The organism is Peribacillus huizhouensis (genome assembly GCF_014138605.1).
GTDB classification, from domain to species: Bacteria; Bacillota; Bacilli; order Bacillales; family DSM-1321; genus Peribacillus; species Peribacillus huizhouensis.
Genome location: NZ_JACJHX010000006.1, coordinates 184,993 through 204,903, shown reverse-complemented (window position 1 = coordinate 204,903; position 19,911 = coordinate 184,993). Strand labels below are relative to the sequence as shown.

Below are 19,911 nucleotides of genomic sequence, written 5' to 3'. Positions count from 1 at the left end.
AAAAATATTAATGAGTCCCCTTTACATCTAATATTGTGTTTGTTACATTCTTTTTCTCAAATGCAGAAGTACTGATTTTTTCTTGTAATTTTTCAAAATAATCGTTTGGGTCGATGGGTAATTCTACTGTTTCATTTAACCAAGAAGATAAGTACATGGCATTTGCAATTTCTAATGCCTTTACCCCGTCTTCTCCTGGCGCTACTAAAGATGAACCTTTTCTGATCGAATCAATCCAGTTTTGAATAATTTTTGCATGATTCGCATTTTCACTTTTTACAGGAATATCAATTTTCTTCCATTCAGGCTTACCGAAACCACCCTTGTATGTCTGATTAAATTCACGCTCTGATTGTGTTAATTGGTAAAAGGTAAGTTCTTCATTTTCAACAACGATTTTCCCGCGATCTCCAATAATCTCAAAGCGATTCGTTCCTGGAACTTCCCCTGTTGAAGTAATAAATACACCGGTCGCCCCATTTTCATATTCGACATAGGCTGTTACATCATCTTCAACCTCAATATCATGGTACTTTCCTACACTAGCCACTGCACGAATCCGTTTTGGCATATCCCCTATTGTCCACTGCCAAATATCTAATTGATGAAGTGCCTGATTTAATAGAACACCGCCACCTTCACCTTTCCATGTGGCTCTCCATTTACTTGAATCATAATAACTTTGTGAACGGTAAATATCAGTCACAATCAAATTGGTTCGTTTAATCTCACCAAGTTCCCCTGAATGAATAAGATCCCGTAATGTTTGATAAAGGGGATTCGCCCTTTGGTTATACATGATACCAAATACTTTACCACTAGCTTTAGCTGCTTCATTCATTTCCAACACATTTTTTGTATAAACCCCTGCTGGTTTCTCAATGAGGACATGTATCCCATTCGCAAAGGCTTTTTTTGCCAGTTCTGGATGACTGTAATGGGGCGTCGCAATTAGAACGGCATCAATTCCTGATTCGCTAAAAAAGGTCTCTTCATCCCGGAAAATTTGCACATCTCCTTGTGTATTATTTTTCACCCATTCAATTCGACTTTCATTACGACTACAAATGGCCGTTAATGTTGCCCCTTCGATTTGTCCTTTATCCAGTAATTGAACATGTGAACTGCCCATGTTCCCTACTCCAATGATACCAACTTTTACTAAACTCATATCTATCCACCTCTAATTTAAATGTTTTTAAAATCTTGATAACAAATTAATAGTATGAAACAATCTAAATGAACATTAACCACTATGCGGTACACATGTATCGTTATTTGGTTGAATTGAGTATAATGAATTTATAACATCTTTGTCAATCATATTGTTTTTCTTCATACAATCATCAGTTATAATAGAAAATAATGAGTAAAAAAAATTGGTGCGATTGGGTAATTTTTTCTGTCAAAAAACTTGAAAGTTAATTTCTAGATATTTGATCAATGACAGAAATTCTATGTGAAAGATCAAAATTCCAGATATATTGAATGGGTATAGAAAGTGGAAGGAGTACATACTTTTGAATAACGATAAACAAGATCAAAATAAGACATCTAACGTGCAAGTTATTTCTCGAGCGGCTAGCATACTGAGGACTCTTAGGGATTATCCAAAAGGATTAAGCCTGTCACAAATTGCAAAAGAAGTGGGATTAGCACGATCCACGGTGCAAAGAATTGTTTCTACACTAGAACAAGAAAATTTTATCGCACAAGCCTCTTCTAACGGCGGGATCCGTCTTGGACCTGAAATTTCGATGCTTGCTGCTGCTGTCCATAGTGACCTTAGAGAAGAAATTAGACCATTTTTAATTCAACTATCTAATGAAGTAAATGAAACGGTCGACCTCTCCGTTTTAGATAACGGAAAGGTCCTTTTTGTGGATCAAATTATCGCTCCGCATCCACTACAAGCAACCTCACAACCTGGAGCAGCCTTTCCATTACATTGCACGGCAAATGGAAAGGCTATACTCGGCTCATTACCTATAACTGAGGTTGAAAATCTGCTACCCGATCAATTAACAAAGTACACAGATAAAACGATTACAAATCGTAATGAACTGTTAAAAGAGTTAGAAATAGTTCGAAAAGATGGTGTTGCTTTTACCAGAGAAGAACACATTCATGGAATTTGTGCGGTAGGCGCAGTTATTTTTGATCGTATGAAAAATATCAGTGCTGTCTCTATACCACTCCCAGCAACTCGATTTTATGGTAATGAGCAAAAACTAGCGACTGCTCTTCTTAAAACTTGTCAAAAGATCATTCAACACTTTGATATAAAACAATAAAGTGACCCCATTGCCAAAAGTGGAGTCCTGCGATCTTTTAATGAATAATTTTGAACCATGCCTATTACTATTATTTTTGATCGCACTTTTTCCTTAGTCCTTATTGAATTTGAGAACGTTCTATTTCCAACAAAAATATAGATTCCTCCAAATAGATCATGATGCTTACCCAAAACAAAAGGAGACCCCACTAGACTCAAATAGTATGAACTTTTACAAATTAAACGTTCATACTATTGATGTTTATTAGTGAGGTCTGTCCTTTTTTACTTTTTATTTTTTCTTTTTTCAGCTAAATCAATTTTTAACTGATTCATACGTTGTTTATTTAATGGATAGAAAAATACGATAATGAAAAAGATAATTAAATAGATAGCTCCAGGCACGATGGTAGCTAGTGCATAGATTCCATCAAGTGCATTCTGTGATTGTACTTCACGAGTGGCATCATAACCAATGGCTGTAATGGCAAAACCACCTATCCCACCAGCAAGTGCTTGACCTATTTTACGAGCGAAGGAATAGAAAGAATAAACAGTGCCATCTTCTCGTATTCCAGTTAATAATTCATGATAATCGATGACATCAGTGACAAAAGCCCATATCATTGTATTAAAGAATGCATACCCAAACATTCCAATAGCTGAAACAGCAATAAATTGGGAAATAGATAAATTCGGTAAGAAGAATAAAAGAATATACACAGCGGCTGCAAGGATCATTCCTACTGTTGTTATTTCTTTTTTACCAAATTTAGCAACCAATGGTTTTACCAATGGAATCGCGATAAATACAGTAACTGTTTGGATAATTCCTACAATGCTTAATGCTGCTGTATTACTAAAGTATTCTTTAAACAGATAAACGTTAACGGCACCGATGAGCATCGTACTCATCATAAAAATTAGAGATGCACCAAGAATAGCAATTAATGGTTTGTTTTTTAATAAAGCTTTTAATGTATGACCTAAATTAGGTTTGATCCCGTTATTTTCAGGCATCGCTACACGCTCAGTTGATAGTTTATAACACGCCATGTAACAAGCAAAAGAAAGTACACCAAAAATTACAGCTGCCATGAGAAAACCATCAGCGTCTGCCTTATTGTCTACAAATACAATCAATGGTCCAACCGCATTAATGATTAAACTGGCCGACATGGCTCCCATCGTTCTGAATGTAGATAAAGAAGTACGTTCAATAGGGTCATCTGTAATCAAAGAAGCCATGGAACCGTAAGGAATATTGACTGTACTATACAAAGTTCCCCATAATATGTAGGTGACAAAAGCATATGCTTCATAAAAACCATTCGACATCCCTGGAATATGAACGAACATTAATACACCTGAAATCACGAGTGGAAAAGACATTCTGAAAATCCATGGTTTAAATTTGCCATGTTTACTTGGGGTTCTAGTATCGATAAAACGCCCCCAAGTCACATCAGCAACAGCATCCCAAAGCCTAGCAATTAAAAATAGAATTCCAACAAAGGCAGCACTAAGTCCATAAACATCTGTATAGTAAACCATCAAGAAGGAACTGACTAAAATAAAGAAAAAGTCGTTTCCAAAGTCGCCAAACATATAACCAAGCTTATCTCTTAGACCAAACGCTCTTACTGTTCCATTTGAATGAATTGATTCTGTATTAATCTCTTTTTTACTAATGCTTTGACTCATTTTATTTCACCCTTCACTTGTCGCTTAATTTCAAAGTCGTTAGAAAGCACTTTCAGTAATGAAAATAAATATAAATCTTTCATCTATTAATCAGTAAAAATTTTGAATTTTATTATCTCTATTTCGAGATAAAGTATTAAAAAATGATTCTATACTCTTATTAGAGCTTTCATTTTCAGCTCTAATAAGAGTATATTTTTTACTAAATTATTTTGATAGGCGTTGAAGTAAAGCTTCTTTTTCCTTTTCAAAACCTGGTTTACCAAGTAAAGCAAACATATTTTTCTTATATGCCTCAACACCTGGTTGATCAAACGGATTTACGCCAAGCAAGTGGCCGCTTATTGCAGTAGCTTTTTCAAAGAAGTAAACCCTTTCACCAAATGTAAACTCCGTTAATTCATCCAATTCGATGACTAAATTTGGTACTCCGCCATCCACATGTGCCAGAACAGTCCCTTGAAAAGCCTTTTTATTGACTTCATCCATTGTTTTTCCTGCTAAAAAGTTTAAGCCATCAATATTATCAGGATCTTCTTGAATGGTTAGTTCAATTTGTGGCTTTTTAACTTGTAGTACAGTTTCAATTAGATCGCGGCGACCTTCTTGGACATATTGCCCCATCGAGTGTAAATCAGTTGAAAAATCAACGGAAGCAGGAAACAGTCCTTTTTGATTTTTCCCTTCACTCTCACCATTTAATTGTTTCCACCATTCAGATACATAATGAAGTGAAGGTTCATAGTTTACTAACAGCTCAATCGTTTTTCCTTTACGGTAAAGAGCGTTTCGTACTGCTGCATATTGGTAACTTTCATTTGTTGCAAGCTCCGAGTTATTGTATTTTTGTGCGGCAGATTGAGCACCTTCCATCATGGGTTCAATATCAAGTCCAGCAGTAGCAATTGGTAAGAGTCCTACTGCAGTTAATATCGAATATCTTCCACCTACATCATCAGGAATAACGAATGTTTCATATCCTTCTGCATCTGCTAGTTTTTTTAGTGCCCCATTTTCTTTATCAGTGGTAGCATAAATACGTTTTTTCGCTTCTTCCTTCCCGTATTTTTTCTCCAAATGGTCTCGGAAGATACGGAAAGCTACGGCAGGTTCAGTTGTTGTTCCAGATTTAGAGATAACATTCACAGATATATCTTTGCCCTCAAGCAACTCTAGCAAATGAGTTACATATGTAGAGCTAATATTTTGACCAGCAAAATATACTTGAGTTGCATCACTCATCTGGTTATGGAATGCATGAGAAAGTGCTTCAATTGCAGCTCTTGCTCCTAGGTATGAACCTCCGATACCGATCACAACTAACGCATCAGAATTACTACGAATTCTTTTTGCAGCTTTTTTTATTCTTGAAAATTCATCTTTATCATAGTTATTCGGTAAATCCACCCAACCAAGAAAGTCAGAACCTGGTCCTTTTTTTCGTGAAGTCGATTATGTGCAACTTTTACAAATTCATCTAGATAATCAACTTCAGTTTGTTGCATGAATGGTAATGCGTTTGAGTAGTCAAAAGAAATAGTCATGTAAATCCTCCTAGATTAAATGTAAGATTATAGCAATCAAGGTTTACCTGATTGCTATTTTATTAAACGTCTATGATATGTTAAAACAATTTACTCTTAATTCTTAGTTTTTAGGTGCTTTTTCCCAATCGGCTGCGAATTTTTCGATACCTTGATCTGTAAGTGGGTGCTTAGTAAGTTGTTCAATGACACTGTAAGGTATCGTCGCGATGTGCGCACCAGCCATAGCTACACGAGTTACGTGATCTGGATGACGTACTGAAGCCGCAATGATTTGTGAATCTAATTGATGAACCCGGAATAGTTCAGCAATTTTCGATACTAATTGAACACCATCTTCAGAAATATCATCTAAACGACCTAAGAATGGTGATACATAAGCAGCACCTGCACGAGCTGCTAAAAGGGCTTGGTTTACAGTGAAGATAAGCGTCACGTTGACTTTAACACCTTTTGCAGCAAGATAACGAGTTGTTTCTAGACCAGCTAATGTCATCGGTACTTTGATTGTTACTTTATTATCTCCACCATTGATTTTAATTAGTTCCTCTGCTTCAGCGATCATTTCTTCTGCTGAAACAGCAGCAGGCGTAACTTCCGCAGATACAGATTCAACAGCTGGTACAGCTTTAAGTATTTCTTCAATACGATCTTCAAATTTAACCCCTTCTTTAGCAACTAAGGAAGGGTTTGTTGTTACACCAGAAAGAACGCCAATTTTATACGCTTTTTGAATATCCTCTAGGTTTGCAGTATCGATAAAAAATTTCAATATAAATTACCCCCATATTTTCATTAATTTTTTCTGTGGAAAAGGTGCGGGGCCTCGCAAACTCAGCTCCGCTCCGCCACCTTCATTAGGTGATACAGTTTTTAGAACCTGAACCTTGTTCATAATTGGGCTTAGTGTAGACCCTCATGGAGTTTTTGGTTACTTGCTTACTTCTTCTCTACAGCATGTCCACCAAACTCATTGCGGAGTGCGGAGACAACTTTCCCTGTAAACGTATCTTCTTCCAGTGAGCGATAACGCATTAACAAGGACATCGCAATGACTGGAGTCGCCATTTGAAGGTCTAACGCTGTTTCAAGCGTCCATTTTCCTTCTCCCGAAGAGTGCATGACTCCTTTGATATTGTCTAGTTTTGCGTCTTTAGAGAATGCATTTTCTGTTAATTCCATCAACCATGAACGAATAACAGATCCATTGTTCCAAATCCTTGCAACTTTTTCATAATCATAGTCAAATTCACTTTTGGAGTTCAAATCCTTCACCAATGGCAGCCATCATTACGTATTCAATACCATTATGAACCATTTTTAGGAAATGACCCCCACCTGCTTTACCTGTAAAAATATAGCCATTTTCAACAGAGGTATCTCGGAAAATAGGTTCTACGATCGACCATGCTTCCGCATCCCCACCAACCATATAATTGGCACCATTACGTGCACCTTCCATACCGCCAGAAGTACCTGTGTCTAAGAAGTTTACCCCAATTTCTTTAAAGTAATTGTAACGTCGAATTGATTCCTTATAATGAGAGTTTCCAGCTTCAATCACAATATCTCCTTTTTCCAACAATGGAGTAATTTCACTAAGAACTGAATCAACAACCGAGTGTGGTACCATAATCCACATTACTCTTGGTTTGTCTAATGATAGGAAAAGTTCGCTTAAATTCGTTGTCCCTTTTGCACCGTACTTTTGTATGTCTGCTATTGCATTTGGGTTTAGATCAAATGCTACTACTTGATGATTGTGGTCAATTAAGTTTTTACCAAGATTTAATCCCATTTTTCCTAATCCAATTAATCCGACTTGCATGTTTTTTCCCCCTCAATTTAACTTTTCATAGTTGTAAAAAGATATTTCGTAATGTCCTTATGTTTTCACTTTAAGAATTTAATAAACTTTTTGTTGTTTCAACAACATTTGCTGTTGTAAATCCTAATAACTCCATTACGGCTACTCCAGTACCAGAAGCACCATATGTAGCAATGGATACAATTTTCCCTTCATTTCCAACATAACGATCCCAACCAAGGGAAATACCCATTTCAATTGCTATTCGTTTAGTAATTGTAGATGGTAGTACCAGCTCTATATATGCTTTAGATTGACGATCGAATAGTTCCCAACTCGGCATTGCCTCAACACGTACTGATACGTGGTCTTTTGCAAGTTCCGCTTTTGCGTTGACAGCTAAGGATACTTCAGAACCTGTAGCTAGGAGAATAACATTAGGATTTTCATTTGTTTGAGTTAAAACATAAGCACCTTTAGTAAGGTTCTCAATATTGGCTTGCGTTTCATCAAACACAGGTAAGTTTTGACGGCTTAATACTAATACAACCGGACCTTCTGTTTGACTTAAAGCATATGCCCAAGCACTTGCTGTTTCATTTGCGTCAGAGGGACGAATGACTGTCAGTCCTGGGATCGCACGAAGAGCTGCAAGTTGTTCAACTGGTTCATGTATCGGACCATCTTCGCCTACTGCAATTGAATCATGTGTAAATACATAGGTAATAGATTCCAATATATGATATTAATTCAATATGCTTAATTAACCTAAGTTAGCTACCAAGCCACAAAATATAATCTAACAACTAAAAAATCCTAATAACTACTTTATTTAATTATTTTTATTGATCAAGCTATGCTGTCCTTCAATAAAACGAACTGTCCCCGTTTTAGCGCGCATAACAATTGAATGTGTAGTACCAATATTTCCTTTATATTGAACACCTTTTAGAAGCTCCCCATTTGTCACGCCTGTTGCTACAAAGTAGGCATCATCGCCTTTCACAATGTCATCCATTAATAAAACTTTATTAAAATCGAGAATGCCCATTTTCTTCAAACGATTTTTTTCTTCTTCTGTTTGTGGAAGAAGCTTTCCTTGAAACTCCCCTCCTAAGCTTTTCAGTGCGGTAGCAGCCAATACACCTTCTGGGGCTCCTCCAGAGCCAAGCATTATATCAACACCTGTATTATCAAAAGCAGTATTTATTGCAGCTGCCACATCCCCATCTTGCATGAGTTTAATTCTTGCACCAGAATCACGAATCTCCTGAATCATTTTTTCATGTCTTTCTCGATCTAAAATGGCTACTACTAAATCTTCAATATTTTTATTTTTTGCATTCGCGACAGCTGTTAAATTCTTAATGACCGGCGCATTAATATCGATTTTCCCAACGGATTCGGGACCTACAGCTATTTTTTCCATATACATATCCGGTGCGTGTAAAAGGTTACCACGGTCTGCCACTGCTATTGTGGCGAGAGCGTTTGATGTCCCCGCAGCAACAATATTCGTTCCCTCTAATGGGTCCACAGCAATATCAATTTCAGATCCAGTCCCTGTTCCTAGTTTTTCGCCAATAAATAACATTGGAGCCTCATCCATTTCACCTTCCCCAATAACAACAGTGCCTTTCATCTGAATGGAATTAAACTTGTCCCTCATGGCTTGTGTTGCTGCTTCATCTGCTTCTTCTTTCTTCCCTCTTCCCATCCATTGTCCAGCAGCTAAAGCTGCGGCTTCAGTCACTCTCACAAGTTCCATTGATAAATTTCTGTTCATTTTAATATCTCCCCTTTGTTATAAAAATTTAATTACTTATTTACTCAATTGTTTTAATACCTGTTTTTCAGCTAAAAGCTTAATTTCTTCAGCTGATATTCCTTTATGGGCAATGACGTTAGTTTGATAATTTTTACCTTTACATTTAACTGTAACAAATACTTCGATCATTAATTATTCCTCCTTCGCATAGCAACACGGTTACTTTTAATTTTAAATTCTCGATTTCAATATATTTTTTTAAAAAAACTAATGGCTACCTAACAGAATCTTTAAGCACTATTAGCTTCTTTGTTACTGTTCATTCAAGGCTATTGGTTCAAAAATGGAAACTTGCTTTTGCTATATTTTATTTAACATGCTTATCATCATTATCTCTTTAATTTAGTTACTTTTCGATACCTTGTAATAACCTTAACAATGAAAAGTATTGCTTTTCCATTATTATTATATATAATTCATCGGTCTTCTCGGCAATCTATCCAGCCGAGCTAACCGAGCTGCCATATTTTATTGATGACATATGTCATTAAAGTGTTTGAAATGAAACCCTGCGCCGATATGTTCGAATAGTTTGTTTCCCATTATGATACAGAGTATCTAATACAGATCACTATGAAAGGCCAAGGGTATTATTACTCAATTCGTACTTGAAGATTTCTTGTGCAGATTTAGAAAAATTCCACAAAAATTCAAAAGTAAGTTCTTGTATATCACCATCTACCTCCAATCCAATTATCTATTAATAAAATTATCTCGAATTAATATATATTATATTTAAATATCTTTAATACGAGATAATATTAAGTGATTCAATTCTTATTGTCAACACCTTCGCTCATTAATGACTTTAATTCCATTTTCAAGAACTTTTTTCGATCAACCAATAATTTTATTATTGATTCCTATTTTAACCCTTTCCCCAACAGAAGCAGTACGTTTTGAGTGGTGTTTAATACTATTTTTTCTGAATCTGTGCGCGGGAAACATGAATATCACATTAATTTCACTCATTTAGTTAATACATTGGGTCTAGTTGAACAGGTATACCTTTTTATGAGAATGGATAGACCGAAAAATAAATCCAGATTATCAGATTCGAAACAATAATGTTTCTGTTATCAATTAATTTGCCCAACATCTGAGTTTCTAGCGTTCTATTTAAGCAAAAGACGCTTAACTATCTTCAACTTAGAAGAGATAATTTCACCAAAAAATACTCTAAAAAAAGGAGAATTCTTAGGAATGATAATTAAGACGGCTGTTCTACAACTTGCTTTCATGATGAATCAATGCAGGGCTCGCATTGGTGCTCTCCCAAAGAAAAGGGCCAAAGCGAATGTTAAAATTGCAGATGAGGATTTTCCCTTGTCCCTATTCAAAAAGCCTCTGCGATGGAGCTAAGGCTGTTTTTTTAATGTGTTTCTTCTATTATATAGGGCTAACATATTTATATCTCTTTCGTAATAATATAAATCTTTAATTTGAGATGTAATGGCCGCAACAAGGATATCATCAGCGTTTATTTAGAGTCTGAAGTTTCCATTTACATGTGATTAATGTTTTCGGTTTGCGATCGCCTCAATAAAGTTCGTATTTGCTCCTAACTAGCAACCCAACTAAGATCATTAGCAACTAAAATAAAGAACTAGCAAATAACGAGCCATTATTAATCATGTCTATCTATATAAATGCATCCCACGTATTTTGTAAGACTACGCATTTTCCATCTTACTCTTTTTAAAAATCATATTCCGCATCTTTTGCTTGGCGAATGTTCGAGTATGCTTCAACAAGTAGCACGGTGTCTTCCACTAAACGCTCCATACGGAAAATGATATCATCGTTGATTATTTCTTTTCTATGGAAATCCTTTTCTTCGATAAATACGTAGGTTTGAACAATATGTGCCTTCATATAAGCTAAAATCGGTTTTAACTGTTGTTCCACCATTAAATAATGCTTAGCTGTACCAGCAGTAACAACTATACTCACCACTTTATCTCGGAAAGCGTTGACTGGTAATAAATCGAAAATGTTTTTTAATGTCGCTGGAATAGATGCTTGAAATACAGGTGTACCAATAATAATAGCATCTGCTGCCATGATAGTTTCCGTTACATACTTAGTATCTCCTTCATATTCCCAATAATTTCGTCCATCACTAAACACCAGTTCATATTCTGCTAGATCTAATAATGTGATTTCTGCATCAGGATATTTCTCATTTCCATCGCTGTTCGTGTCTTAGAGCCTACATTAGAACCTGAGATTCCTACAATTTTCATCCTAATCACTCCTTATTTTTTAGCTGTATGTTTCTTAATCGCTGGCAAAATTTCTGTTGCAATCAGTTCAATATTTTTTGCAACCTTATCGAATGGCACGCCACCAAAATCGATTTGTGCCATAAAGCGTTGTTGACCAAATAATTCATATTGGTAGAGCATTTTTTCAATAATTTGTTGGGGACTACCAATCATTAACGCATCACGATAATCTGTAGATTGCGCAAATTGTTGTTTTGGATAGCCGCCGCCACGTAATGCCTGCATACCAGAATTAGCGTGTGGATAGTACTCACGAAGTGCATCCTGTGAATTTTCTGCAGTATAAAATAAACTCGTTGTTGCGATTGGTAATGTTGCTGGATCAAAACCGCTTCGCTCCGCTGCCTCACGATACGCCTCAACCGAAACTTTAAAGTTAATAGCAGGACCACCAAGTGTTGTCAACATCATCGGTACACCTGCATATCCAGCCTTAATTGCACTTGCAGGTGGGCCACCTACTGCACGCCAAATTGGCATTTGACCATTTTGAGGTTGCGGCAAAATGGATGCATTGTTTAACGGCGCACGGAATTGACCTTCCCACGTTACTTTTTCCTCGTTATTTAACTTCATAAGAAGCTCCATTTTTTCTTCAAACAATTCTTCATAATCACGGACATCAAACCCTAGTAAACTATATGCTCCAACACGTGAACCCCGACCCGCAACAATTTCTGCCCGACCTTTTGAAATCAAATCAAGTGTGGCAAAATCTTCATACACTCGAACAGGATCGGATGTACTTAACACCGTTGCTGAACTGGCAATTTTAATATTTGTTGTTGCATGTGCGATGGCCCCTAAAATGACCGTATGCGCTTGTGTTGTAAAAAACGTTTGATGGCTTTCACCAACAGCAAATACGTCAAGTCCTGCTTGATCAGCTAGCTTACTTGCTTCAATTAATTCCTGAATCCGCTGTTCAGCACTAATTTTTGAGCCTGTATGTGGATTAGGTAAATGATCCCCAATTGAATATAAACCGAATTCAAGTCCTTTATCTGTATCAATACGATATTGCTTCATATTTTCTCTCTCCTTTTAATCAAGTGGTGTCAATTTTGCTTCAATTTCAGCACGTCGTTCTTCTAAAAATGGTGGTAAATCTAAAGTTTTACCAAGTTCTTCGACCGTCGAATCGGCGGTAAATCCAGGACCATCTGTCGCAATTTCAAATAAAATACCGTTTGCTTCACGGAAATAGAGGCTTTGGAAATAGAAACGATCCACAACCCCAGTTGATTGGAAACCACGTTCTTTAACGATCTCATTCCAATAGCGCAGCTCTTCTTCATCTTTCACACGAATGGCTAAATGATGAATACTTCCTCTTCCGTGCTTCTCACTTGGCCCTTCTTTCTGTTTGATGAAAATCTCTCCGAATGACTGTCCAGCAACAGCTTGATAAATGGCTTCTGTGTCAGACCGAGTCACTTCTAGATAACCAAACATGTCCTTTAATGTTTTCGCTAATCGTTCTAAGTAACGCACTGTGATTTCGATTGTTCCGATTCCTAAAATGCGATGTTGTTGCTCGATGATGGAGCCTTCCCATCCTGACCATTGTTCAGGAACCTTCTCGCCGTTATTATTTAACAAAACCATTCGCAAGCCTTCTGAATCTTCAAAATGTAAAGCATCTCGACCGGCATATGTCGTTAATTCACCGTGCTTTACAACTAATGACTCGAAACGCTTTTTCCAAAATATAAGACTGTCAAATGACGGAACTAGTAAACCAATTTGTGTAATTGCGTTTGTGCCGCGAACTGTTCTTCCTGCAATCGGCATTTCAAAAAACGACAGCTCTGTTCCCGCACTACCTGTTAAATCTCCATAAAATAAGTGATACATAGAAGGGTTATCTTGATTCACAGTTTTTTTCACTCGGCGAAGCCCTAATACATTTTGATAAAAATCATGATTCATTTGAGCATTTTTTGTAAGCATCGAAACATGATGATGGCCAGAAATTGTATACATGTTTGTTCCTCCTTTTTAACTTGACTAATCAAATGATGTTGCAAAAAAAATTACTCAGGCGGTAATTCTCTTTTTTGACTATATTTATGGACACGTGTCATTAGTGTATATAGCGTTTTTTGTTCTTCTTCGTTTAATACATCTTCAAAAAATGACGATTGAAAGGCAAGTTGTTCAGGCATTGCTTGTTTTAAAATAGATTCCGCCTTATCTGTAAGGCTAATCGTTTTCGTTTTCCAATCTTGCTTACGAACAATATAACCTTCTTTTTCAAGACGTACGAGCATACGCGATATACCACCTTGCGTTACTGTCACTTTCTCGGCTAACTCCATTTGCGTAAGTGGCTGATAAATGCGGATTTGCATGAGAACATCAAATTGAGCAGTCGTCATATCAAATCGTTTTAAGAAGTCATTCGACATTTGGTTACTTTGATTCGTAAATCGCATTAAACGTAACCAAATTAATGAACCTAGCGTATTATTCCGCATTTTATTTCCCTCCTCTTTGTTAATCTTGTTATCACTTTACTACTCAAATGAATGAATAGCAAGTAATAAATCTTAAAAAGATTAATGTCAGGAACATTAAAAATGATGGCTGCAATGGTTGATGTATCATTTACTTAACAAGAATTAACCGAAAACATTAGATGTCTAAAAGAAATATAGTTATTTTTTATTAATCTACCTGTTATACTACTAAATAGTACTAATACATATTTCGATTTAAAGTATTATTAACATAAGTACTATTTAAAAATTGCTAATGATATCGTTTAAGTACTTGTATATTTTTTAAGAATGAGGGAATTTAATGACAACAAAAACAAAATCATCGAGGAAAATTGCTAGGTATTCACTAATTATTATGGGGGTAGGATTCATTGCTACTGCCCCATTTCAAGGTTCATTTTGGGTAGAATTATTACATGGAGGGTTTGAAGCGGGTCTTGTTGGTGGATTAGCCGATTGGTTTGCAGTTACTGCACTATTTCGCCATCCACTTGGAATACCAATTCCACATACAGCACTTCTACCCAATAATCGAAAAAGAATGACAAATGGCCTTGTTTCGATGTTGAAAAACGACTGGCTTTCGAAGGAAAGTATTCAGGAAAAAGTGAAACAAATTCCTTTAACAGAAAAGCTGATCGCCATTTTAGTCAAGCAGATACACACTGAAAAGTTTAGAAAGGGTATTATTAGGCTGATCACGCAAATGATTAAATATATAGAAATCGAAAAGATTACACCCTTCGTAAAAAAACAAATCATATCGACTCTATCTAAAATGGAAATGAGCAAGTTTCTTCAACTCGTAAGTTCACAACTGCTTAACGAACAGTTTGATAAAAAAGCATTGGATCATATTTTGAATAAAGCTGAGACTTGGTTAAGAAAAGAACAAACTAGTCAACGATTAGGAACAGTTTCCATGAATGTACTTAGCAAAATTGAAGCAGATGGCATGCTTCAATTTGCACTTAAATCCATTCAAAGTCTGCTTACCGAGGAGAAACTCGGCAATATCGTGCAAAATCTATTATTAAGTGTGATAAAGAGTTTGCAATATGAGAACGAACCGAATCGAGAAGCTTTAATCTTATATATCCGGAACGAGATACAAGGTATTAACGATAATAAGGACGTATTAGTAAGTATTGAAAAATGGAAAGGTCAACTTCTAGATAAATGGGAACCTGATCAAGCAATAACTGAGAGTCTTCAACAAATTCAAAAAAATGTAATAGATCTCGTAGAAGATCATGAGTTCATTGATATGTATCTTATTCCATTAATGAACCACATACTAGACAATATAAAAGAAAATAGCACGAATATTGATAATTGGATACAGAAACAAATAATAGTTCTCGTTGAAAATAATCATGAACAAATTGGCAATCTTGTGCAGGAGAATTTAGATAAGTTAGACAATGATACACTGATTGATATGATGGAAAATAATATCGGAAAAGATTTACAGTGGATTCGTGTTAACGGAGCAGTTTGCGGTTTTATAATAGGGATCTTACTAACAGTTGTACAAGCTTTGTCTAAGCTAGCATAATTTCCTTTAAAACCAAATAAATCAATTGTTACTCTCGCTTAAAATGGTTAATCGGTTGTTATAAGAATATATAGGGTAATATACCATACAAAAAAAGAGCCAATTGGCTCTTTTTTAGGTTAATTCTTCACGATTCCTGTTCTCAAATTATTTACACCAAATTCTAAATAACCTTTTAAACAAGTCAACATAAAAACCCAACCTTCTTTATTGTCAACTAATTTATGTAATAATTCTCCATCACTTTCATTAAATCCTTGTTCAGTCACTTCAATAATTGTATTCGATTGATCCAATTCATTTAGAGTTATTGTAACAATATGTTCTTCCTCATATCCCCCCCATTTGAATACTATTTTTTTATTTTGCTCGACATCTATTACTTTAATATCCACTTGTGCATCATATTCATCATATTTCAATGTAACCGTCTTACCTTGTTCCCATCGTTCAGAGCTTGACGTAAACCAAAAATTGCCGATTTTTGAAGGGTCTACGAACGCTTCAAATACTTCATGAGCTGGTTTTAATATTTTAAATTTTGTTATGTTATTCATATTCGATTTCATCCCACTTTCGAGTTATTTAATACTCTAAGGTCTCACATTAACTATACATTATGCAGTTGATTAATGAGAAAATCGCATTCTTAAAGTGACTAATTTTAAGAACCCAATTCTTCTGTTCGAATAATTTGTAAACTTTCTTCGGGTTTATCTTTGAATATCGATAAATATAGAACCATAAATAGTATAAGGCTAGTACCTAAAAATTGATAAATTCCGAATGAGATGTGAAGCCACAAAACTGAAGTGATAATAGCTGTTAATGGTTCTAAACTACCTAATAAAGTAGTTTCTTGCGGTTTTAAGTATTTAAGACTTTCAATGTAAAACCAAAAAGCAATCATCGTTCCAAACAAAATTACAAACCCTAGAAATAGATACGTGTCAATGGACCAATTACTAGAGTCAACCGACCAAGGAGGCTGTATTATGCTCATACCAATTCCACCAATAATCATTGCCCAGCCAATAACGTTTAGTGAGCCCCACTTTTTCAGCAATACACCTGCATATAAAGTATAAAATGCAAGAGCAATTGCTGAAATTATTCCCCATATTACAGAAGATGCAGGCACTGAAAGACCAGCCAATGATCCATTCGTTAACAATAAAAATGTACCGGATAAAGCTAAAACCACAGCAAATATATCTCTAGCTTTCAATTTGCTTACTTTAGTCAAAACTAAATATATAATAATAAAAACAGGAGCTAAATACTGTAATAATGTTGCAACGGCTGCATTCCCCAACTGAATGGAAGCCATATACGTGTATTGAACGGCTAGCATCCCTAATAAGCTGTAAATCACGATCTGTATTCTTGCTTTTTTATCTGACCAAATCTTTAAAACTTGTTTTCGATCTCTTATAAATGATAAAACAAGTAATAGAATGCCTGCAATTAATAAACGAGTGGATACAAGCCATTCAACTGTTATACCATCTTCTTGAAATAAGCGCTGTGCTACCGTACCTCCTATTCCCCAAAAACTTGCACCGAGTATAACAAATATAAACCCGGGCCATCGCGGTTGGTTACCCATATATATCCCTCACAATCTATTTAATTTGTGAAAATAGAGTTCTAAAATGAACTAATATTCAAAACAACATAAATTATTATAATATGTCGATTGATAAAGCTATTATTAACCCGTCTTCCAGCGACATATAAAAAAGAACGTAAGTCATGTTCAATTATATACTGATAGAGAGTACCTAGCTACCAATTCTGTAACAAAATATGGGATATTTCACAAGGTCATCCAATATAAATTATTATCAATATACCTAAATACTGCAATTATGCAATAATACACGAGGTATTAGATGTAATATATTATATGGAAATAATATTTTCAGTAAGGAAGGATATCTGTTTTTAACTTACATTATTGTTGCTAACTGAACACTAGATTTAAGAAGTTAGGAACTAAGGACAATTTGAACCAGCCGTTGAAAATTCGAAAAAAGACATTAATTCAATTCGCCTCATCCCTTCAGTTAAATTGTTTTTTCTGTAAATTTCAAAAATTTAAAGAAAAAAAGAAGATGAACTGCAGCAGATTTTATCTAAAACAGCTCTACTTCTTTTCTTAAACCATTCGTACTCATTTAAAACTAATACCCAAAAAAGGCATCTTTTTTGATATTCTGTTTTGAAATCTTTTGATTTTGTAAATAAGTAGACATAGAATCTACCATTGACTTCGGTCCTGCAATAAAGTATTTCCCATTATTTTGATAAAAGGTTGTAAACTTATCGATCTCCTGATGTAATTCATCCCTTGAATCAAGATAAGTAATATTTATTGAAGTATTATTAGCCATTTCATCAAGTTCATCTTTAAATAGATATGACTTTTTGCTATCCATATAGAGTAGATTTATTGGATTCTCTACACCATCTTCTTCTGCCTCTATTTGTTTTAGTATCGACCGAAATGGTGTAATTCCAATTCCGCCTGCAATCAGGAGAGAAGGACTGGTATTTTTAAAATTAAAAGATCCTACAGGCCCACTCATACTCACTTTCATTCCCTGTTTTAATTCTAACATCGCTTTCTTAAAATCACTGGGGTCATCACTAATTCCTATTGTTAGCCTCACAATATTTTCTGTGGGAGCAGATGCCACAGTGAATGGTCGTGTCGGCTTTTTTATCGATTTATGAGTAATTTTAAACAAACCATATTGCCCTGCTACCCAGGTTAAATCTTTCTCTTTTTCAAAAAGAAAGGTATAGACATCATCTGATTCTTTATAGCTTTCTAAAAATAATAATTCTCTCTTTTTGAATATTTGTAACATATCTTGAAAAAAACCCATTTCCTTCTCTCCTTTTTTAAATTAGCTACCTATACTTATTTGAATTCTTCGAATGAACATGATATTCTCCCTTGTAAAATGCAATTAGGATTGTTTCAAGTTTCAAATCATAAAGTCATGAATTGCAATTACAGGATCAGACGAGTTTTGTAAAACTTACACAATAATATTATCAGTAACGAACTTAGCTGTCATTTGTAACGATTCAAGGGCAAGTTGTTCTTTTCCGTTTGGAAAGAGGTAAAACAAATGACCTTCTGAGTTCTCCAAACTCTTTCGGAATTTGATTTAAACTCGTTACGTGAAAATATTGCATTTATTAAATATATGAGAGTACGAAATAATAGTCAATGCATTATTAATATGAGCTTTTTATTTGCTTCCCGAATACTTTTCAAAATTCCTGCCAGTACCAAGGATTATTTTGAGAACAAAAATGCTCATTTAGTTACCAGCTTTAATGTTTAGTTAGACCCAAAAGTTCACACCACATTTTTATGTTGCTATAGTACAATGTTTGAGCAGATTCAAATAAACCTTGATAAAAGAACAAAGGAAAGAGAGTGTTTTGAAACTTAGATTGATCAAAACACTCTCTTAATATATTTAAATGGATCATAGTTTTATAAAAAAGTTTGGTAATTTTAGGATATGTTTTGTTGAAAATTAGCACCCGTTTTTTGAAGTAAAAATAGATAAACTCAAAAATGTTTATTTTAGTTATTACTCGTATAAATTCTTGACCTACTCCCCCATGGATGATATCCGTCACCTATATAAGTGAATCCATATTTTTCATAGTATCCAATATGGTCAGTGCAAAGGAAAACTTGATTGAATCCTGCTTTTTCTGCATCACCTTTAGCACGTATAAGTAGCTCTTTACCTAAGGATTTACCACGATAGCTTTTTTCAATGTAAATAGCACAAATCCAAGGCCATAAATCCATACGACTAATAAAATCATTACTAATAAGACCTGCACAGCCAATAATCCGACCTGAATCCTCCATTATATACCAAATAGGAAGGGGACTGTCCGTTGTTATGCTATGTGTAATAGAATCCTCATAAACTTTCATACTATTTTCGTTAGCCCATTTGCTTTGAAAATATTTAATTGCTTTTTCTTTATACTCTGGATGTTCCTTAACGCTAATAATTCGCATAATGACTTTCCCTTCATTGTGACGTTTTTTCGTATGTTAACTAACTGATTTTGAAGATAAAAATAAAACCTAGTCACCTTAGTAATAACAGTAGTATTGTTATGTAAGTGCATGTGTAGCATTTCCAACAAATGCAAATGTTCTTTCACAAGATTGTCAGGAACGCATTCGGCAATCGATATTCCTGTAAGATTACGGGTTTGAATGCTATGAAGAGTCGCGGCTACCATAGTTGAGGCCTTCTAACATAAGCTTATTCAACTATCATAGACTACTTGTACTTTGTTTTGCTTGGTGATTTTACCTTGTTTCTAACTAAGGCATTCAACTTTTTTAACAT

General features: G+C 35.1%; 14 protein-coding genes and 4 pseudogenes. 2 read left to right on the top strand and 16 right to left on the bottom strand.

The genetic code is table 11. The features are described from left to right. Window positions 1-7: 7 nt before the first annotated feature. On the bottom strand, window positions 8-1,171 hold the full coding sequence (locus HNP81_RS11915) for a Gfo/Idh/MocA family protein (RefSeq protein ID WP_182502761.1): 1,164 nt from the start codon (window positions 1,169-1,171) through the stop codon (window positions 8-10). Between the two features lie 349 nt (window positions 1,172-1,520). On the opposite strand from HNP81_RS11915, the gene HNP81_RS11910 reads away from it, so the two are divergent. Next, window positions 1,521-2,294: an IclR family transcriptional regulator gene (locus HNP81_RS11910; RefSeq protein ID WP_220478564.1), complete on the top strand. Its 774-nt coding sequence runs from the start codon at window positions 1,521-1,523 to the stop codon at window positions 2,292-2,294. 266 nt (window positions 2,295-2,560) lie between these two features. On the opposite strand, the gene HNP81_RS11905 is transcribed toward HNP81_RS11910, so the two are convergent. The 11 genes and pseudogenes from HNP81_RS11905 to HNP81_RS11855 all read right to left on the bottom strand — a co-directional run bounded on the left by HNP81_RS11905 (window position 2,561) and on the right by HNP81_RS11855 (window position 13,926). Then, the gene (locus tag HNP81_RS11905; protein ID WP_182502760.1) at window positions 2,561-3,979 is read right to left on the bottom strand and encodes an MFS transporter; all 1,419 of its coding nucleotides are present in this window, start codon (window positions 3,977-3,979) and stop codon (window positions 2,561-2,563) included. Between the two features lie 207 nt (window positions 3,980-4,186). Continuing rightward, a pseudogene (locus HNP81_RS11900) lies at window positions 4,187-5,523 on the bottom strand (glucose-6-phosphate isomerase). A 103-nt stretch (window positions 5,524-5,626) separates the two neighbouring features. Further along, the gene (fsa, locus tag HNP81_RS11895) at window positions 5,627-6,295 is read right to left on the bottom strand and encodes a fructose-6-phosphate aldolase (RefSeq protein WP_182502759.1); all 669 of its coding nucleotides are present in this window, start codon (window positions 6,293-6,295) and stop codon (window positions 5,627-5,629) included. A 167-nt stretch (window positions 6,296-6,462) separates the two neighbouring features. Further along, window positions 6,463-7,351 (bottom strand): annotated as a pseudogene (gene gnd / locus HNP81_RS11890) (phosphogluconate dehydrogenase (NAD(+)-dependent, decarboxylating)). A gap of 70 nt (window positions 7,352-7,421) precedes the next feature. Beyond that, window positions 7,422-8,057: pseudogene (locus HNP81_RS11885) on the bottom strand (transketolase-like TK C-terminal-containing protein); the annotation flags it as partial. 105 nt (window positions 8,058-8,162) lie between these two features. After that, window positions 8,163-9,116 (bottom strand): class II fructose-bisphosphatase, encoded by a 954-nt coding sequence (gene glpX / locus HNP81_RS11880; RefSeq protein ID WP_182502758.1) that lies wholly within the window; start codon window positions 9,114-9,116, stop codon window positions 8,163-8,165. 36 nt (window positions 9,117-9,152) lie between these two features. Then, the gene (locus HNP81_RS11875) at window positions 9,153-9,287 is read right to left on the bottom strand and encodes a BA3454 family stress response protein (protein ID WP_182502757.1); all 135 of its coding nucleotides are present in this window, start codon (window positions 9,285-9,287) and stop codon (window positions 9,153-9,155) included. A 1,569-nt stretch (window positions 9,288-10,856) separates the two neighbouring features. Continuing rightward, window positions 10,857-11,404 (bottom strand): annotated as a pseudogene (locus tag HNP81_RS11870) (NADPH-dependent FMN reductase). 12 nt (window positions 11,405-11,416) lie between these two features. Next, window positions 11,417-12,475: an LLM class flavin-dependent oxidoreductase gene (locus tag HNP81_RS11865; RefSeq protein WP_182502756.1), complete on the bottom strand. Its 1,059-nt coding sequence runs from the start codon at window positions 12,473-12,475 to the stop codon at window positions 11,417-11,419. Between the two features lie 15 nt (window positions 12,476-12,490). Further along, complete coding sequence (locus tag HNP81_RS11860; protein ID WP_182502755.1) at window positions 12,491-13,432, bottom strand: ring-cleaving dioxygenase; 942 nt, start codon at window positions 13,430-13,432, stop codon at window positions 12,491-12,493. A 50-nt stretch (window positions 13,433-13,482) separates the two neighbouring features. Continuing rightward, window positions 13,483-13,926: a MarR family winged helix-turn-helix transcriptional regulator gene (locus HNP81_RS11855; protein WP_028391228.1), complete on the bottom strand. Its 444-nt coding sequence runs from the start codon at window positions 13,924-13,926 to the stop codon at window positions 13,483-13,485. Window positions 13,927-14,251: 325 nt separating this feature from the next. Here HNP81_RS11855 and HNP81_RS11850 point away from each other — a divergent pair, with 325 nt between their 5' ends. Then, window positions 14,252-15,508 carry a DUF445 domain-containing protein gene (locus HNP81_RS11850; RefSeq protein WP_182502754.1) on the top strand — a complete coding sequence of 419 codons (1,257 nt, stop codon included), beginning with the start codon at window positions 14,252-14,254 and terminating at the stop codon, window positions 15,506-15,508. Window positions 15,509-15,627: 119 nt separating this feature from the next. Here the strand turns inward: HNP81_RS11850 and HNP81_RS11845 are convergent, their stop codons facing one another. From HNP81_RS11845 to HNP81_RS11830, 4 genes are all read right to left on the bottom strand, one after another. Beyond that, window positions 15,628-16,065, bottom strand: a complete 438-nt coding sequence (locus HNP81_RS11845) for an SRPBCC family protein (RefSeq protein ID WP_182502753.1) — start codon at window positions 16,063-16,065, stop codon at window positions 15,628-15,630. Window positions 16,066-16,172: 107 nt separating this feature from the next. Then, window positions 16,173-17,117, bottom strand: coding sequence for a DMT family transporter (locus HNP81_RS11840; RefSeq protein ID WP_028391231.1), 945 nt, complete (start codon window positions 17,115-17,117; stop codon window positions 16,173-16,175). Window positions 17,118-17,694: 577 nt separating this feature from the next. Next, window positions 17,695-18,402 (bottom strand): FAD-dependent oxidoreductase, encoded by a 708-nt coding sequence (locus HNP81_RS11835; protein WP_182502752.1) that lies wholly within the window; start codon window positions 18,400-18,402, stop codon window positions 17,695-17,697. Window positions 18,403-19,118: 716 nt separating this feature from the next. Beyond that, on the bottom strand, window positions 19,119-19,571 hold the full coding sequence (locus tag HNP81_RS11830; protein ID WP_182502751.1) for a GNAT family N-acetyltransferase: 453 nt from the start codon (window positions 19,569-19,571) through the stop codon (window positions 19,119-19,121). Between the last annotated feature and the right edge of the window lie 340 nt (window positions 19,572-19,911).

What these genes read in the sequence shown, in the direction of transcription:
- HNP81_RS11845 (WP_182502753.1), bottom strand. Translation starts at nt 16,065, where the DNA reads ATGAATAACATAACAAAATTTAAAATATTAAAACCAGCTCATGAAGTA.
- HNP81_RS11915 (WP_182502761.1), bottom strand. Translation starts at nt 1,171, where the DNA reads ATGAGTTTAGTAAAAGTTGGTATCATTGGAGTAGGGAACATGGGCAGT.
- HNP81_RS11875 (WP_182502757.1), bottom strand. Translation starts at nt 9,287, where the DNA reads ATGATCGAAGTATTTGTTACAGTTAAATGTAAAGGTAAAAATTATCAA.
- HNP81_RS11855 (WP_028391228.1), bottom strand. Translation starts at nt 13,926, where the DNA reads ATGCGGAATAATACGCTAGGTTCATTAATTTGGTTACGTTTAATGCGA.
- HNP81_RS11850 (WP_182502754.1), top strand. Translation starts at nt 14,252, where the DNA reads ATGACAACAAAAACAAAATCATCGAGGAAAATTGCTAGGTATTCACTA.
- HNP81_RS11905 (WP_182502760.1), bottom strand. Translation starts at nt 3,979, where the DNA reads ATGAGTCAAAGCATTAGTAAAAAAGAGATTAATACAGAATCAATTCAT.
- HNP81_RS11830 (WP_182502751.1), bottom strand. Translation starts at nt 19,571, where the DNA reads ATGCGAATTATTAGCGTTAAGGAACATCCAGAGTATAAAGAAAAAGCA.
- HNP81_RS11865 (WP_182502756.1), bottom strand. Translation starts at nt 12,475, where the DNA reads ATGAAGCAATATCGTATTGATACAGATAAAGGACTTGAATTCGGTTTA.
- glpX (WP_182502758.1), bottom strand. Translation starts at nt 9,116, where the DNA reads ATGAACAGAAATTTATCAATGGAACTTGTGAGAGTGACTGAAGCCGCA.
- HNP81_RS11860 (WP_182502755.1), bottom strand. Translation starts at nt 13,432, where the DNA reads ATGTATACAATTTCTGGCCATCATCATGTTTCGATGCTTACAAAAAAT.
- HNP81_RS11835 (WP_182502752.1), bottom strand. Translation starts at nt 18,402, where the DNA reads ATGGGTTTTTTTCAAGATATGTTACAAATATTCAAAAAGAGAGAATTA.
- HNP81_RS11840 (WP_028391231.1), bottom strand. Translation starts at nt 17,117, where the DNA reads ATGGGTAACCAACCGCGATGGCCCGGGTTTATATTTGTTATACTCGGT.